Annotated in this window: 12 protein-coding genes; 7 read left to right on the forward strand and 5 right to left on the reverse strand. The window is 43.7% G+C overall.

Annotation, left to right across the window (positions count from 1 at the left end; genetic code table 11):
- The first annotated feature begins 260 nt into the window (after positions 1-260).
- Positions 261-569 carry a hypothetical protein gene (locus OCU90_RS02880; RefSeq protein WP_017079848.1) on the forward strand — a complete coding sequence of 103 codons (309 nt, stop codon included), beginning with the start codon at positions 261-263 and terminating at the stop codon, positions 567-569.
- Between the two features lie 42 nt (positions 570-611).
- On the opposite strand, the gene OCU90_RS02885 is transcribed toward OCU90_RS02880, so the two are convergent.
- From OCU90_RS02885 to rdgC, 3 genes are all read right to left on the reverse strand, one after another.
- Entirely contained in the window at positions 612-866 is a 255-nt protein-coding gene (locus OCU90_RS02885; RefSeq protein ID WP_004735061.1) for a YfhL family 4Fe-4S dicluster ferredoxin, read from the reverse strand.
- A gap of 32 nt (positions 867-898) precedes the next feature.
- Complete coding sequence (gene trhP, locus OCU90_RS02890; protein WP_004735062.1) at positions 899-2,317, reverse strand: prephenate-dependent tRNA uridine(34) hydroxylase TrhP; 1,419 nt, start codon at positions 2,315-2,317, stop codon at positions 899-901.
- A gap of 205 nt (positions 2,318-2,522) precedes the next feature.
- Positions 2,523-3,437, reverse strand: a complete 915-nt coding sequence (gene rdgC / locus OCU90_RS02895; protein ID WP_004735063.1) for a recombination-associated protein RdgC — start codon at positions 3,435-3,437, stop codon at positions 2,523-2,525.
- A 193-nt stretch (positions 3,438-3,630) separates the two neighbouring features.
- Here rdgC and phoB point away from each other — a divergent pair, with 193 nt between their 5' ends.
- Genes phoB through OCU90_RS02910 form a run of 3 tightly spaced genes read left to right on the forward strand, consistent with a single transcriptional unit; the run spans position 3,631 to position 6,626 of the window.
- Positions 3,631-4,320: a phosphate regulon transcriptional regulator PhoB gene (phoB, locus tag OCU90_RS02900; protein ID WP_004735064.1), complete on the forward strand. Its 690-nt coding sequence runs from the start codon at positions 3,631-3,633 to the stop codon at positions 4,318-4,320.
- A gap of 33 nt (positions 4,321-4,353) precedes the next feature.
- On the forward strand, positions 4,354-5,652 hold the full coding sequence (phoR, locus tag OCU90_RS02905; RefSeq protein WP_061023896.1) for a phosphate regulon sensor histidine kinase PhoR: 1,299 nt from the start codon (positions 4,354-4,356) through the stop codon (positions 5,650-5,652).
- A complete protein-coding gene (locus OCU90_RS02910; protein ID WP_061023898.1) occupies positions 5,649-6,626 on the forward strand; it encodes a PstS family phosphate ABC transporter substrate-binding protein in 978 nt (325 codons plus the stop codon). Before phoR ends, OCU90_RS02910 begins: the two co-directional genes overlap by 4 nt.
- An 89-nt stretch (positions 6,627-6,715) precedes the next feature.
- On the opposite strand, the gene ppx is transcribed toward OCU90_RS02910, so the two are convergent.
- Together ppx and ppk1 are read right to left on the reverse strand one after the other, a co-directional pair.
- Complete coding sequence (gene ppx, locus OCU90_RS02915) at positions 6,716-8,227, reverse strand: exopolyphosphatase (protein WP_061023900.1); 1,512 nt, start codon at positions 8,225-8,227, stop codon at positions 6,716-6,718.
- The gene (ppk1, locus tag OCU90_RS02920; RefSeq protein ID WP_061023902.1) at positions 8,218-10,314 is read right to left on the reverse strand and encodes a polyphosphate kinase 1; all 2,097 of its coding nucleotides are present in this window, start codon (positions 10,312-10,314) and stop codon (positions 8,218-8,220) included. The genes ppx and ppk1 overlap by 10 nt, the downstream gene beginning before the upstream one ends.
- A gap of 200 nt (positions 10,315-10,514) precedes the next feature.
- On the opposite strand from ppk1, the gene OCU90_RS02925 reads away from it, so the two are divergent.
- From OCU90_RS02925 to pstB, 3 genes are all read left to right on the forward strand, one after another.
- Complete coding sequence (locus OCU90_RS02925) at positions 10,515-12,731, forward strand: ABC transporter permease subunit (RefSeq protein ID WP_061023904.1); 2,217 nt, start codon at positions 10,515-10,517, stop codon at positions 12,729-12,731.
- Positions 12,732-12,860: 129 nt separating this feature from the next.
- Positions 12,861-14,570, forward strand: coding sequence for a phosphate ABC transporter permease PstA (pstA, locus tag OCU90_RS02930; RefSeq protein ID WP_017095417.1), 1,710 nt, complete (start codon positions 12,861-12,863; stop codon positions 14,568-14,570).
- Entirely contained in the window at positions 14,571-15,389 is an 819-nt protein-coding gene (gene pstB, locus OCU90_RS02935) for a phosphate ABC transporter ATP-binding protein PstB (protein WP_004735071.1), read from the forward strand.
- Positions 15,390-15,450: the final 61 nt, after the last annotated feature.

The raw sequence follows: 15,450 nt of genomic DNA on the forward strand, positions 1-15,450 counted from the left end.
GTTTTACAGTGGTAATGCCACTGGTTTTCGCGATTCTAAAACTGGAGAAATGTCACACTTTTGTCTAGAGTTTATAAACACGTAATTAAGAACATCGTTTGATATCAAAACAAACGAATAACGACAAGAGCAAAAATAACGATGAATTTGATAATGCTTAGTCAGGGATGGCGTGTTTCTTGGGTGAAAGATGCGGCTTATGTGAAGTATATGAAAATCAGAGTCTGATACCCGTCTATAAAAATTCCAAGGATAAGACAATGACTATGATTTGCGCGAGGGAATTCTCTAAATGGTTAAGACATAGATTCAGTAGTGAAAATGTCGGTATTTCAATTTCTAGAGAAGATATAAACCACCTAACAGGTCGACAGCGATTAGACCCTAGCTTTGTGAATGATGTTCATTATGAACTGATGCAGCATGGATTGGCGTTTGTCACTGATACCAGTCGGGAGCACTTTTATTTGGTACCTGTATCTCAAGCTAAAAACTGGCGAGAACAACTCGAATATCAATTTGAGAAAGAGATGTTCTGCAACATATACCCCATTGAAAAATCGGGTTAAAAAAAAGGTTCAACTTGATGATTAAGTTGAACCTTTTTTCTTTTAGGTCAAGCCTTGAATGATGACAAACTTTTCTAATAATTCGTCGTCAGTTTCAATATGGTTTGGGTCAGTGATTATGCACTTTGTAATAGGGCACACTGACTGACATGTTGGCTTCTCATAGTGACCTTTACACTCAGTACATAAATCAGGATCGATTTCGAAGATACTGTCACCCATCGTGATTGCGCCATTTGGGCATTCTGGGTCACACATATCGCAGTTTATGCACTTGTCAGTTATTAACAGAGCCATTGCTTTCTTCTCAGTAGAGTTTCTAGGTAAAGTTATTTACCTGAAGCGTTACGTGTATCTTGGCCTGCGCTCAAGTTACGCATTAACAAACCAAATTCTAGGTCAAGATCAGCCGGTACTGGAATAAATACAAAGTGACCGTTACCTTTTGCGTCATCTACTGGCTGAGATTTACGGTTCTCCATAACTTCTAATTTGAAAACGATGTTACCTTTTGGTGTCATCATTTCTAAGCTATCGCCAACTAGGAATTTGTTCTTCACTTCGACTTCCGCTAAGTCACCACGGCGGTTGCCAGTGAATTCACCAACAAACTGTTGAGTATCAGAGATAGAGTAACCGTACTCGTAGTTTTGGTATGTGTCGTGAGTGTGACGACGCAAGAAACCTTCAGTGTAGCCACGGTGAGCTAGGCTCTCTAGCGTACCCATAAGGCTCTCATCAAATGGTTTGCCTGCAACAGCATCGTCGATAGCTTTACGGTAAACCTGTGCTGTACGTGCACAGTAGTAGAAAGACTTAGTACGACCTTCGATTTTCAGGGAGTGAACGCCCATCTTAGTTAAACGCTCAACGTGTTGGATTGCGCGAAGATCTTTTGAGTTCATGATGTAAGTACCATGCTCATCTTCAAACGCTGCCATTTTCTCTTCTGGCTTGTGTGACTCAGAAAGCAACACGACTTCGTCCGTTGGCTTGCCAAGACCTAGAGTGTTATCTGGACGTTCATTTTGAACTTCAACTTCTTGCGCTTCTACTTCTTGAATAGCGACACCAGTTGGATTAACTTCAACGATTTGACCGTTTTCGTCTTCTTTCGCAGCTTCTGTTTTGTATTCCCAACGACAAGCGTTAGTACAAGTACCTTGGTTTGGATCGCGTTTGTTCATGTAGCCAGAAAGTAGGCAACGACCAGAGTAAGCCATGCATAGAGCACCGTGAACAAAGATTTCTAGCTCTGTTTCTGGGCAGTGCTCGCGAATCTCTTCGATCTCTTCAAGTGATAGTTCACGAGACAGAATTACACGTTCAACACCTTGGGTAGACCAGAATTTTACTGTCGCCCAGTTTACAGCGTTTGCTTGAACTGAAAGGTGGATCGGCATTTCAGGGAATGATTCACGTACCATCATGATAAGACCAGGATCTGACATGATAAGAGCGTCAGGGCCCATCTCAACAACTGGCTTAAGGTCGCGAATGAATGTTTTTAATTTAGAGTTGTGTGGCTGAATGTTACATACAACATATAACTTTTTGCCTTGAGCATGAGCTTCATCGATACCGATTTGTAGGTTTTCGTGATTGAACTCGTTGTTACGAACACGAAGGCTGTAACGTGGCTGGCCAGCGTAAACTGCATCTGCGCCGTAGGCGAATGCGTAACGCATGTTTTTAAGGCTTCCTGCCGGTGATAATAGTTCAGGTACAAATGGTTTTTGTGTCGTCATTGCTTCGTTCTCTAATCTGATCTCAAGTCAGGTTGATACCACCAAGTGATATCAAAGGGGCGCAAATTTTACGCTAAAATGAGTTTGGTTGATAGCCCTAAAGATAACAATGGTATTGCGAAGAGTGTTGTTAGGTGTTGATAAGCGGGGTGGAGAAGAAAACAAGCTCAGATCTCATCGACACCTGAGCTCTAAATTGGAATAATTAAGCGTTAGGTTGAGTTAACCCACCTAATGATTCAAATAGGTTTGGAAGGAAAACACTGAACTCACCACAAAGTAGAGAGAAGTCTGCATCAAAACGGGCAGCTTGATCTTCGCGAGGAATGTCGTCGTTTTCGTCTTTTAGTTCATCACTGAATTTAAGGCGTTTGATGCTGCCATCTTCTGCAAGAATGAACTCAATGCGATCTTGCCAGTTGATCAGAAGCTTAGTCACAACTTTGTTGGCTTCGATGTGGTTTTTAATCTCATCAGCTTCTAGTTCTTGTTTCTTAACTCGAACAATACCGCCGTCTTCTTGGATTGATTTAAGCTCGGCTTCATCGAGCATGGTGATACCTTGAGGCGTATCACCTGATTTCACCCACTCTGTCAGAGTCGTTTCAATTGCTTGCTCTGGAATAGCTGGTACTACTGGCAGGCTACCCATAGTTTTACGTAGTAATGCCAATACATCTTCCGCTTTTTTGTAGCTGCTAGCATCAACCACAATAAAGCCTTCTTTCGGCATGATCAGTGCGTAAGTGAAGTTACTGCGGCTGAAAGCACGAGGAAGAAGATCGATGATGATGTCTTCTTTTAGGCTGTCTTTCTCTTTCTTTTTCAGAGGAGTACCAGACTCTGCCTCAAGCGTTTCTACTTTTGCATTCAATGAATCTTTGATCACAGAAGCAGGAAGCATTTTCTCTTCTTTCTTTGCACAGATGAGAATGCGGTTTTCTGATACGTGCGTCATCATATCGCCGTGTCTACCCATCGCATTTACCCAACCAAACTTCTGTTTGTCTTGGCTACCACAAGGGGTAAAACGGAACTCTTCAAGTTGTTTCTCTAGCTGATCTGCGTTGAAGTCTATATCACGATTAAAGCGATAGACGAGGCAATTCTTAAACCACATAAATATTTCTCATACCTTTATCTGAAGACGCTCATCATAGGAGATTTCGATCCATTTGTCTTATACCTGCAATAAAAATTAAAAGTGAAATGTTTGAGACAGTTATATGAAAATTTGTTTTCAAAGGTCACAAAAGTGTCATAATTAAACCAGATAATGCAATGCGTTGATTAAATACTAAGGCTATTCAATTATGTCGAGAAGGATTCTGGTCGTTGAAGATGAAGCACCTATTCGTGAGATGCTGTGTTTTGTACTTGAACAAAAAGGCTACCAAGCAGTAGAGGCTGAAGATTACGATACAGCGGTAAACAAGCTATGTGAACCTTTCCCAGATCTAGTATTACTAGATTGGATGCTACCTGGTGGTAGCGGGATAAACTTTATCAAGCACATGAAGCGTGAAGAGTTAACTCGCAACATCCCAGTGGTGATGCTGACGGCTCGTGGCGAAGAAGAAGATAAGGTGCGTGGTTTAGAAGTGGGCGCTGATGATTACATCACCAAGCCATTTTCACCCAAAGAGCTCGTTGCTCGCCTGAAAGCGGTTATCCGCCGTGTAACGCCTACTGCATTAGAAGATGTGATTGATGTACAAGGCCTTAAGCTAGACCCGGTATCTCATCGTGTTACCGCAAGCGAAGGTCCAGTTGATATGGGACCAACAGAGTTCAAAATGCTGCATTTCTTTATGACTCACCAAGAGCGTGTGTACAGTCGAGAGCAACTACTGAACAACGTTTGGGGTACCAACGTTTACGTTGAAGATCGCACTGTTGATGTACATATTCGACGTTTACGCAAAGCACTTGAATCTGCTGGTCATGACAAATTAATTCAAACGGTTCGCGGCGCAGGCTACCGTTTTTCTACAAAGGCTTAATGTGGCTTCACTGCCCAGTTTATGGAGTCCTGAATGGTTGAGAAGTTAACCTGGAAGAAGCTAGCTTGGGAGCTGGCTTTTTTTTACGCACCTTGGATTATAGTCGGATGGATATTCGGTTATTTACCTTGGTTATTGCTGGCTGCAACAGTATTACAGTTAGCATGGCATCTACACTATCAAATACGTTTGTCTGCTTGGTTGTGGGATGAAAAGCGGTTAACACCCCCTTCAGGTTCTGGAAACTGGGAGTCTCTGTTTAACGGTATCTATCGTATGCAGCAGAGACAGCGTCGTAAGCGCAAAGAATTGACCAACCTTATCCGCCGTTTCAGAAATGGTGCTGAATCCCTTCCCGATGCCGTTGTGGTGTTTCGCGGTGAAGGCAATATTGTTTGGTGTAACAAGCTTGCTCAGTATTTACTGGGTTTTCGCTGGCCAGACGATTCAGGTCAACCGATCTCTAACTTGATCCGCACGCCGGACTTCATCAAGTACCTTAATAAACAAGATTTCTCAGAGCCGTTAGAGATGCCGTCGCCACTTAATGTGGAACGTATGCTCGAGCTGCGTATCGTGCCGTATACCGAGGGCGAACACCTCATGGTAGTACGTGATGTTACTCAGCTAAAACAGCTAGAAGGAATGCGTCGTAACTTTTTCGCTAACGTTTCTCACGAGCTACGCACTCCAATGACCGTACTTCAGGGCTATCTTGAAATGACGGAAGATCCAGACATGGTCGTTGGGCCTATGTGGCCTAAGGCTCATGGTGTGATGACCGAGCAGTTGAATCGTATGAACAGCCTAGTGAATCAGCTTTTAACACTTTCAAAAATCGAAGCTGCACCGATGCATGAGCTCGATGAAGTGGTGAATGTTCCGGCTATGCTTGAGGTTCTTGAAAAAGAAGCTGCAAGCTTAAGTGGTGATCGAGAACATAAGCTTGAATTTGATATTGATAAAAGCCTACGAGTTTTAGCTGATGAAGATCAGCTGAGAAGTGCGATATCGAATCTGGTGTATAACGCAGTCAAATACACACCACCGGGCGCAACGGTTAAGGTGCGTTGGTACCAAACCAGTCAAGGGGCGTGTTTGGATGTGTCAGATACCGGAGACGGTATTGAACCACAACACTTACATCGACTTACAGAGCGTTTCTACCGTGTCGATAAAGCGCGTTCACGCGATACTGGTGGTAGTGGTCTTGGGTTAGCGATTGTGAAGCATGCGCTTAGCCATCATGACTCACATTTAGAAATTCAAAGTGAAGTTGGCGTTGGTAGCCGATTCCATTTCACGCTACCTAATCGATTGACCGTGTCATGAGTTGTTTGACTCGCAGGACGCGTTTACCCGTCAGCTTATTGTTAACATTTGCTTTGGTTAACCCAGTTCATGCCGAACAGGGTGTCGACTCACTTCCTGATTACGCTAAAGTTCCGGGTATTTCAGGGAGCCTATTGTCTGTTGGTTCGGATACCTTGGCGGGTATGACGACATTATGGATGGAAGAGTTCAAGTCTTACTACCCGAATGTGAACGCTCAAGTTCAAGCTTCTGGTTCTTCTACTGCCCCTCCTGCGTTAACAGAAGGCACTGCTCACCTTGGACCAATGAGTCGTCCAATGCGCCTACGAGAGGTCGAAGCGTTTGAAAGAGAGCATGGCTATAAGCCGACAGCACTGAGAGTTGCTATCGATGCGATTGGACTTTTTGTGCATCGTGATAACCCTATTGAAGGGCTCAACTTTCACCAGATTGACAGTATATTCTCAGAGACATTGCGCTGCGGCGCGACTAAGCCGCTAAATAATTGGCAAGATTTGGGCATTGACCAACCGTGGGCAAAACATCGATTCCAACTGTTTGGTCGTAATTCCGTTTCAGGAACCTACGGCTATTTCAAACAAAACGCATTATGCGGCGGTGACTTCAAGAACCGAGTTAATGAGCAGCCAGGTTCTGCATCGGTTGTACAGTCGGTTGCTTCATCAATCAGCGGGATAGGGTACTCAGGTATTGGTTATCGAGTAGCCGGTGTTAAGTTAATTCCTATCGCAGAGCATGGTTCTGACTATGTAGAGCCGACTCGATCGAATATCTTGAGCGGTGATTACCCTCTATCTCGCTTTCTTTATGTGTACGTGAATAAGCACCCAGATAAACCACTTTCTCCTGTTGAAAGAGAGTTCCTCACTTTTGTGTTCTCAAAGCAAGGGCAAGAACTGGTAGAGAAAGATGGCTATTTAGCGATACCGTCAGAGTTCGCTGAGCAAGAATTGGCAAAAATCGGACTCTGATTTAGGTACTATGAACGTAGAAAGTTAACGTAGAAACCTAACGTATGAACAGCTTGCTAGCCGCAGGCTGTTTTTATTTTGTTGGCGCATCATTCAAGCTTCAACGACCATCCAGCATCTTGCCAGCGTCGTTGTTCTTCTTTGAGCTCATAATCAAGCAGTTGATTTTCAGCTAACCAGTCGATGGTATCTCCTACTAAACACCAATTCTCATCTTGCTCAATGGTTAATTTTACATTCGGTATTGGCGATTGGTTTCGCTGTCGATTGAGCAGGATTGCTATCCTCAGTATTCGAATTAACAACGCTATCTGCCCTGTATTGAATAGCGAGAGATCCGGTAAGTCACTAAGCTTAATCGCTTTTCTTTGATAGCGAACTAATGTTGAGATCAGACGCTGCTGCTCAGTATTGAAACCGGGCATAGTCGTATGTTTAAGCAGATAAGCTGAATGGCGGTGATAGCCTTGGAATGCGATGCTTTGTCCCACTTCATGAAGCAATGCAGCCCATCCAATCAGATCATAAAGTTCATTATTTACCGCAGTACTCACCTGAGGTTGCGCTTGTTTCAGTAATGAAAGGGCGAGTGCTTTGACTTTCTGGCCATGAACTACGTCAACATGGTATCGAGAGACAAGTGTTTCGGCGGTTCTTGTTCGAACATCAATAGCTTTAAACCGATCTTCCATGTCATAAAGCACCCCTTCTCTTAAGGCACTATCGGAGAAATGCAATTCATTGATGTTGAGCATATCCATAGCTGCTGAAAGAATCGTGACGCCAGCGGCAAACACCGGCTTTCTTTCATCGCTTAAACCTGAAAGGTCTAATCCCTTAGATGATGGAAATTCACATAAGTGGTTCTTCAAATAGGATAGGCGTTGCGGCGTAATGAGACCATCGGTGAACCCTAAGCCAATGAGTACCTCTTTTATTGATTTGGCGGTACCTGATGAGCCAAAGGCAACTTCCCAAGAGATTTGTTTGTATTCTTCAATTAATGGCATCAACAGGCGAGTAGCTGAGACATAAGCATCGGAGAAGTGCTGTGATGTCAGCCCTCCATCGGCAAAGAAGCGCTGAGTAAAACTGACGCATCCCATCGGTAAGCTACGCATTATTTGGGGTGTAAAGCCTTGCCCTGTGACGAGTTCGGTACTCCCTCCTCCGATATCAATAACTAATTTGGATTCAGAAGCGGCTTGAGTGTGCTCTACGCCGTTATAGATAATTCGAGCTTCTTCTTGACCTGAGATGATCTCTATTGGAAAAGGAAACAATGGTTTGGCTTGTTCTAAGAAGTCTTTGGTGTTTTTGGCCTTTCTTAGGGTATGAGTCGCGACGACTCTGACATCATCAAGTTCAAAATCCGCTAGTCGTTCTGCGAATACCTTGAGGCACTCCAAACCTCGCTCGATAGCGCTTTCGGATAAGAAGTTATGCTCATCCAACCCATCGCCTAATCTCACTTTCTGTTTATGTCTGCTGACTAATTGCAGGTGTTGGTCGAATACTCGGGCAACCACCATATGAAAGCTGTTCGAACCTAAATCGATAGCGGCAATACATCGAGAATGTTTGTTATCAATTAGCGGCATGATTTCTTCTCTTGTTTGTACTTCTTGCGAGCAAGTTTCTCCATACGTTTAATATAGTGGTAAGTGGAGAGTTGTGATGTCGGGTAATCGAGTTGGTTTGCTGGTGCTTCTATGTAAGGGTTGCTCATCGCTTGGTCTAGCACTCGAGCTTTGTTGCTGTCATCGAAATGAAATTCGGTGATATCGATAATCGTTTGCTTGATATTTGGATCTAAAATTGGAGTGGCGACTTCGATCCGATGATCGAAGTTTCGCGTCATCCAGTCAGCTGAGGATATATAGACTTTCGGCTTTCCAGCGTTACCAAAGATCATCACTCTTGGGTGTTCGAGAAAACGATCGACCACACTGACAATGTCAATATGGTCGCTGATGTTGGGTATGCCAGGGACAAGAGAGCACATACCACGAATGACCATTCTCACTTTTACATTGGCTTGGCTGGCCTGATAGAGCTTCTCAATGATCTCTCGGTCGACCAAATTGTTGAGTTTTAGAGTGATGCTTGCAGGCTTGTTCTCTATCGCGTTTTGTATTTCATTATCTATCAACTGATATAGGCGTTTTCTTGTATTCTTTGGTGACACAATCAGTTGTTTGAACTGTGATTTTTGATAAGGGTTTTCAATATACTTAAAGACTTGTCTCACCTCTTGGGTCAAATCCTCATTCGCAGTGAGCAGAGAAAAATCGGTATACACGCGCGCTGTTACTTCATGAAAGTTACCGGTGCCAATATGAGCGTAATGCGCCGTATGCTTTCCTTCTTTCCGTTTAATGAGCAGCAGCTTAGAGTGAATTTTCAAACTTGGGATGCCATGGATGACTTTTATACCGGCTTCTTGAAGTTTCTTGGTCCATTGAATATTGGCTTGCTCATCAAAGCGAGCTTGCAGCTCAACGACGACAGTTACTTTCTTACCATTGTGCGCCGCATCGATGATCGAGCTAAGGAGCTTTGATCCTTCTGCAACACGGTAAACGTTTATTTTTATGGAGGTTACCTTCGGGTCAAAGGAAGCCTGCCTCACGAGTTCAGTGATGTGATTAAAGGTGTGATAAGGGTAATGCAACAAGATGTCACGAGCTTTGATCGCTTCGAAATAGTTTGGGTAGTAGCTGAAATGCGCGCACTTAATCGCGGGTAGTGGACGATTAACTAAATCACGTCGATTAAGGCTTGGGAACTCAGAGAAATGTTTGAAGTTATGATAGCGTCCACCCGCAATGACACTGTCATAGTCAGATAGTTTAAGTCTGACTTGTAAGAAATTGAGCATTTCAGCAGGCATTTCTGACTCATAGATAAGGCGTATCGGTAGTGCCGTTAAGCGCTGTTCTAAACCTAAAGACATCAATTCTAGTAGACTATTTTCATTGTTATCTTGAAGATCATAATCGGCATCACGCGTCATTTTTATAGCAAAGCAACGCACGGAGTCATACTCAAAGAATCCTTTAAGCAAGTCATCTAAACAAAATCGAACTATATTATCTAATAAGATCAAAGTCGTACGCTGTGAACCCGAAATGTCTGGTAACTTAACAAATCGAGGGAGAGCTTCTGATGGGATTTCGAGTAAGACATATTGAGAAGATGTCTCTTGCTCAATGTCGATCGCCAAGTAGCTTTGTTCATCTTTGATAATATTGAGTAACTGGCTATCTTCGTTCAAGAGAAACGGAGTTAAATGTGGCAGCACTTTTTTCTTAAAGTACTTTTTGATCCACTCACTCTGTTCTTCGCTGATTTGTTGTTCGTTGACCAGAAAAATACGATTGCGTGCCAGTTCCAATAGTAAGTCGCTATACAGTTCATGGAATTGAACATCGAGCTTACTTGCTTTGCTCTGCATTTGAGTTAGTAGGGTTTTCTGCGAGTTGGCAGGTAATTGAGGATCTTGAAGTAAGATCTTTCGTTTCACATCAGCAAATCGGACTTTGTAAAACTCATCGAGGTTTTTCGAGTAAATACCTAAAAAACGAACTCTTTCGATTAAGGGAACTGACTTGTCGGCCGCTTCTTGGAGTACTCTTTCGTTGAAGGATAACCAGCTAAGTTCTTTTGTGACATAGTCTTTTTCCATCGAGATGATAATCCTTGAGTGCTGGCTATAGAGCTGATTACTTTAATTTAGAATGACAAAATTCACAAAATCTATGATCTTACTTTAAGAAATATGGTCAACAAACTTGTTATTAGTTTCAGTTGTTTAACGTAACTTGTAATATAACTGTCATCTAACGTACATATTATGTCAGTAGCTAAAAAAAGGTAGATAAACAGATGGCTTCAGCCCAATTTTCATTGAAAGAGCGCGACAAAAAAAGATGGTTGAAAGATCGTCTCGTCCGTTTTTCGGTGACATGCGGTGCCGTCAGTGTTCTAGCCGCTCTGGTGCTGATCTTTGTTTACTTGGCGATGGTCATTTTACCGGTATTTTCTGATACTGGTTTAGAGACTGACCAAGCCGTGAAGACCGTTGCCGTAGAAAAGCCTATCGCCTTATCCGTAGATGAATACGGTCAGCATGCGTTTACTATCGAAAAATCTGGTTTGGTTCAGTTTTGGGATTTAGAGTCTCAAAATACACATTCTTACTTTGAGCGTAATGTTTTAGCTAACCCTATCGCTTTTTCTCGAAATACCCCATCTGAAAACTGGTTTGCCTTTGCCGATAGCGCAAGCAACCTTACCTTTTTCTACCCTGAGTATAGTGCGCCCGTGCTGCAAAAGGGCAGTGAAGCCGAACCTAAAATTGAGCAAGTCGATCTCCCTGAACCATTTTTAAATGATGAATCATCAAACGGAGCAACAATCGAAAAATTCGCATTCTCTAAAAATGGACGTGGTATCACGGTTGCCGCTCAGCTAAGCGACCAACGAGTTTTGGTGAAGTGGTATCAGAGTGATCTTACTGGTCAGTATGTTTTTCAGAAGAGTCAATGGCTGTCGGATAAGTTGGGTTTACAACAACAGTTGTTAGTCACGCCTGATGGTCAAACCTTATATCTGCGAGCACAATCGGATTTAGTGGTATTGAAGTTATCCGATAGCGGCTTCAATGTTCGTGAAGTGATTGATCTTAGCTTGAATGATGCGAAGCACTCGGTGAAAAGTATCGATTTACTGTCTGGGGCCTATTCGCTGTTGGTTACGCATGAGGACGGACAGGTTTCTCAGTGGTTCGATGTACTCAACGATGAAAAGCGCAGCCTGACCCATATTCGTGACTTCCAGCTTGCTGAACAAGTGCAATTTATTTTGCCCGATACTTATAGAAAGGGTTTTTACAGCTTCTATAAGAACGGCACATTACAAAGCCACTATACGACCAGTGAAAAGCTGTCGCTGTTCGAGCGCGCATTTGATAAATCACCACAATTAGCGGCTATGTCTGCCAATGAACTGCATCTGGCGACGCTGATTGATGGCACCATCAGTGTGGCTAAGGTCGATAATGAATACCCGCAAATATCATTCTCATCGCTTTGGCAAAAAGTCTGGTACGAAAGCTACCCTGAGCCACAATATGTTTGGCAATCAACCTCGGCGAATGATGACTTTGAAGAGAAATTCAGTTTAGTACCCATTACGTTCGGTACCATTAAGGCCGCTCTGTTTGCGATGATGTTTGCCGTGCCGGTTGCTGTGCTCGGAGCCATTTACACCGCATACTTCATGTCTCCACGCATGCGAAGAGTGGTGAAGCCTTCGATAGAACTGATGGAAGCACTTCCGACCGTGATCATCGGATTCTTGGCCGGGCTTTGGTTTGCTCCAATTGTTGAAACGCATTTAACGGCCGTCTTCTCATTAATGGTGTTATTACCGTTGAGTACATTGTTGACGGGGTTTGTTTGGTTCTGCTTACCGAAGATGGTGACGAGTCGTTTCTCTAACGGTTGGCATGCCTTAATATTGATCCCGGTATTGGTGATTACTGTGGTGGCCGTCTTTGCTGGTGGAAACAGCATTGAAGCCTTGTTGTTTGGTGGTGATATTCGAACTTTCTTAGCGAGTTATGGTATCGACTTTGACCAACGCAATGCCCTGGTAGTTGGTTTTGCTATGGGTTTTGCTGTCATCCCAACGATTTTTACTATCGCCGAAGACGCTATTTTCTCTGTGCCTAAACATTTATCCGATGGCTCATTAGCGTTGGGTGCGACGGCGTGGCAGACCCTTATTTATGTGGTGTTATTGACGGCTAGCCCAGGTATCTTTTCAGCGGTCATGATGGGGCTAGGGCGAGCGGTTGGCGAAACCATGATTGTCTTGATGGCTACAGGTAATACACCGATTCTCGATTGGAATATTTTGGAAGGGATGAGGACGCTATCCGCAACGATTGCTGTCGAACTACCAGAATCAGAGGTGGGTGGTTCTCACTTCCGCTTGTTGTTCTTAGCGGCACTCTTGCTGTTTATTTTCACGTTCGCGGTGAACTCAGTCGCAGAGTGGGTTAGACAAAGATTGAGAGATAAATATCGTGCGCTGTAGTTTTAAAGGTTCACCTCAATGTGTCTCAATGGCTTTTCGTTGCGTGACTAGCGTGACTAGCGTGACTAGCGTATCTCGCGAACTTGGCTGTTTCTTGTTTTCAGCACGTCAACAGCAAGGTCGATCATGATGAACAAATTGAAGTCATTATTATCTTGGGTTAAATCGGGATCTCCGTGGATCTGGCTTACGGGCGGGGCGGTGAGCATCAGTATGCTTTCTGTTCTTGGCCTAATGCTGTTGATTGGCTGGAAGGGCTTAACCTATTTTTGGCCTGCTCCTTTGTATCAATGGCAAGTCGACTCCAAAGACTTATCGTTAGTGGTTGATCTGGACGAAACCGTATCAAAACAAGATGTATTGATTGGCCAGTTGTATGAACGTAAATACATCCCGATAGAGCAAGTTCCACAAGTACACGACCTCTTGTCGCCTCAAAATCTGTCGACGGGACTAATTCAGCGCTTGAGTATCAAAGTCGCCAACAGAGAACTGTACCCTGCGGACTTTGTTTCCATTCTGGATGTTAACTTACGTGAACCAACAACGCCGCTTGATTGGATTGTGATTGAACGAAGTCGAGGTGGTTATTTCTTTGGTAAGCCTGTGGGTTTTAAAACCGCTTCTGGCACCTTTGATTCGAACATAGACCAAAAGCTCGAACAAGGCTTGGCGTTCGCTGATACGTTACGTAAAGAAACGTCGCGTGTTGTGAACCAAGAAATCCGCAATATCAGCTGGCAATTGGAAAATCTGCGCTTAGAAAAACGTAAGCTTGAACTCAATGAGTCAGTGAGCGATGAATACCTTAAAACCTATACTCAAACTAAACTGGAATTAAATAGCCAGTTAGCTGAAGCAGAAGTAAAGCTTGAGCATCTTAGAACACAGCTCAATGTCGAAAGCTTGTTGGTGGAAGATATGACAGGAGAGCAGGTTGAAATTTCGCTCAGCCATATCTTGGATTATTGGTACCCGAATAATATGTCTTATCTTGAAAAGGTTGGGCATTGGGGCAAACAAGTTTGGAAGTTCTTATCAGAGAACCCACGAGACTCAAACTCTGAAGGTGGGGTGTTTCCTGCGATCTTCGGCACTGTGCTGCTGGTTATTCTCATGTCGATCGTAGTGATGCCACTTGGTGTAGTTGCTGCGATATATCTTCATGAATATGCAAGAAACAACGCACTAACACGTTTGATTCGTATTGCCGTGATTAACTTAGCGGGTGTTCCGTCGATTGTGTATGGCGTATTCGGCTTAGGATTCTTTGTGTATACCATCGGTGGCTCAATCGATTCCTTGTTTTATGCAGAGCGATTACCCGCTCCGACATTTGGTACACCGGGCCTATTATGGTCTGCTCTGACCTTAGCGGTATTAACATTACCCGTTGTTATTGTAACTACGGAAGAGGGCTTAACGCGTATTCCTAGCTCCGTAAGGCACGGTTCATTGGCGCTTGGGGCTACTCAATTTGAAACGCTTTGGCGCATTGTTTTACCGATGGCAAGCCCTGCGATTATCACCGGTTTGATATTGGCAATCGCGAGAGCTGCGGGGGAAGTTGCCCCACTTATGCTGGTGGGTGTAGTGAAATTAGCATCAAGTTTGCCTGTGGATGGTCAGTTTCCATATCTACATTTAGAAAGAAAGTTCATGCATTTAGGCTTTCATATCTATGATGTTGGTTTTCAAACTTCTAATATCGAAGCAGCACGACCTTTAGTGTATGCAACTTCATTTTTACTGGTTACGGTGATTGTTGGGTTGAACTTAACCGCTATCAATATCCGTAATAACTTGCGTGAAAAATACCGAACCTTAGGACAAGATTAGATGTTCTCGATTAATGAAACCTTGGGTTACCAAGCTCCACTTGATGTTCACAACCTGAAGGATGAGCAAATTGCTATCTCGATTGAAGGGCTGAATCTTTATTATAAAGAGAGCCAAGCACTCGATGATATTTCAATGCAGATCCCTAAGGGGCAGGTGACCGCGTTTATCGGTCCATCAGGGTGTGGTAAGTCGACTCTTCTGCGCTGCATTAATCGCATGAACGATCTTGTTGAAGGCTGTAAGGTTTCCGGGAAAGTGAAGCTTCATGGCAAGAATGTGTATCACCCTAAGGTGGATGTCGCGACTTTAAGACGCCGTGTTGGTATGGTATTCCAGCGTCCCAACCCTTTTCCTAAATCTATCTATGAGAATGTGGTTTATGGCTTGAGGCTACAAGGCGTGAGCAACAGCCGAGATCTTGATGATGCGGTTGAACGCTCTCTGCGTGCAGCTGCGTTATGGGATGAAGTGAAAGACCGTTTGCATGAGAACGCCTTTGGTTTATCGGGTGGTCAACAGCAGCGTTTGGTTATCGCTCGTGCGGTTGCTATCGAACCTGAAGTGCTTTTATTAGATGAGCCGACCTCGGCACTTGACCCTATTTCTACTTTGACGATTGAAGAGTTGATTAACGAGCTAAAAACACAATACACCGTGGTTATTGTTACTCATAACATGCAACAAGCGGCGCGTGTGAGTGACCATACTGCTTTTATCCATATGGGGAAGTTGATCGAGTACTCAGATACCGATTCGATATTTACTTCGCCATTGAAAAATCAAACGGAAGACTACATTACTGGTAGGTATGGCTAGCGTTTAAGTTCGTGCCATCTAGAGCTAAGTCACTCTGAAATAAACGGCTTTATTCATTTCT

It is taken from the genome of Vibrio splendidus (assembly GCF_024347615.1).
GTDB lineage: Bacteria > Pseudomonadota > Gammaproteobacteria > Enterobacterales > Vibrionaceae > Vibrio > Vibrio splendidus.

Coding starts and splice junctions, on each gene's coding strand:
- rdgC (WP_004735063.1), bottom strand. CDS start 3,437: ATGTGGTTTAAGAATTGCCTCGTCTATCGCTTTAATCGTGATATAGAC.
- phoR (WP_061023896.1), top strand. CDS start 4,354: ATGGTTGAGAAGTTAACCTGGAAGAAGCTAGCTTGGGAGCTGGCTTTT.
- pstA (WP_017095417.1), top strand. CDS start 12,861: ATGAACAAATTGAAGTCATTATTATCTTGGGTTAAATCGGGATCTCCG.
- OCU90_RS02910 (WP_061023898.1), top strand. CDS start 5,649: ATGAGTTGTTTGACTCGCAGGACGCGTTTACCCGTCAGCTTATTGTTA.
- pstB (WP_004735071.1), top strand. CDS start 14,571: ATGTTCTCGATTAATGAAACCTTGGGTTACCAAGCTCCACTTGATGTT.
- OCU90_RS02925 (WP_061023904.1), top strand. CDS start 10,515: ATGGCTTCAGCCCAATTTTCATTGAAAGAGCGCGACAAAAAAAGATGG.
- OCU90_RS02885 (WP_004735061.1), bottom strand. CDS start 866: ATGGCTCTGTTAATAACTGACAAGTGCATAAACTGCGATATGTGTGAC.
- phoB (WP_004735064.1), top strand. CDS start 3,631: ATGTCGAGAAGGATTCTGGTCGTTGAAGATGAAGCACCTATTCGTGAG.
- OCU90_RS02880 (WP_017079848.1), top strand. CDS start 261: ATGACTATGATTTGCGCGAGGGAATTCTCTAAATGGTTAAGACATAGA.
- ppx (WP_061023900.1), bottom strand. CDS start 8,227: ATGCCGCTAATTGATAACAAACATTCTCGATGTATTGCCGCTATCGAT.
- trhP (WP_004735062.1), bottom strand. CDS start 2,317: ATGACGACACAAAAACCATTTGTACCTGAACTATTATCACCGGCAGGA.
- ppk1 (WP_061023902.1), bottom strand. CDS start 10,314: ATGGAAAAAGACTATGTCACAAAAGAACTTAGCTGGTTATCCTTCAAC.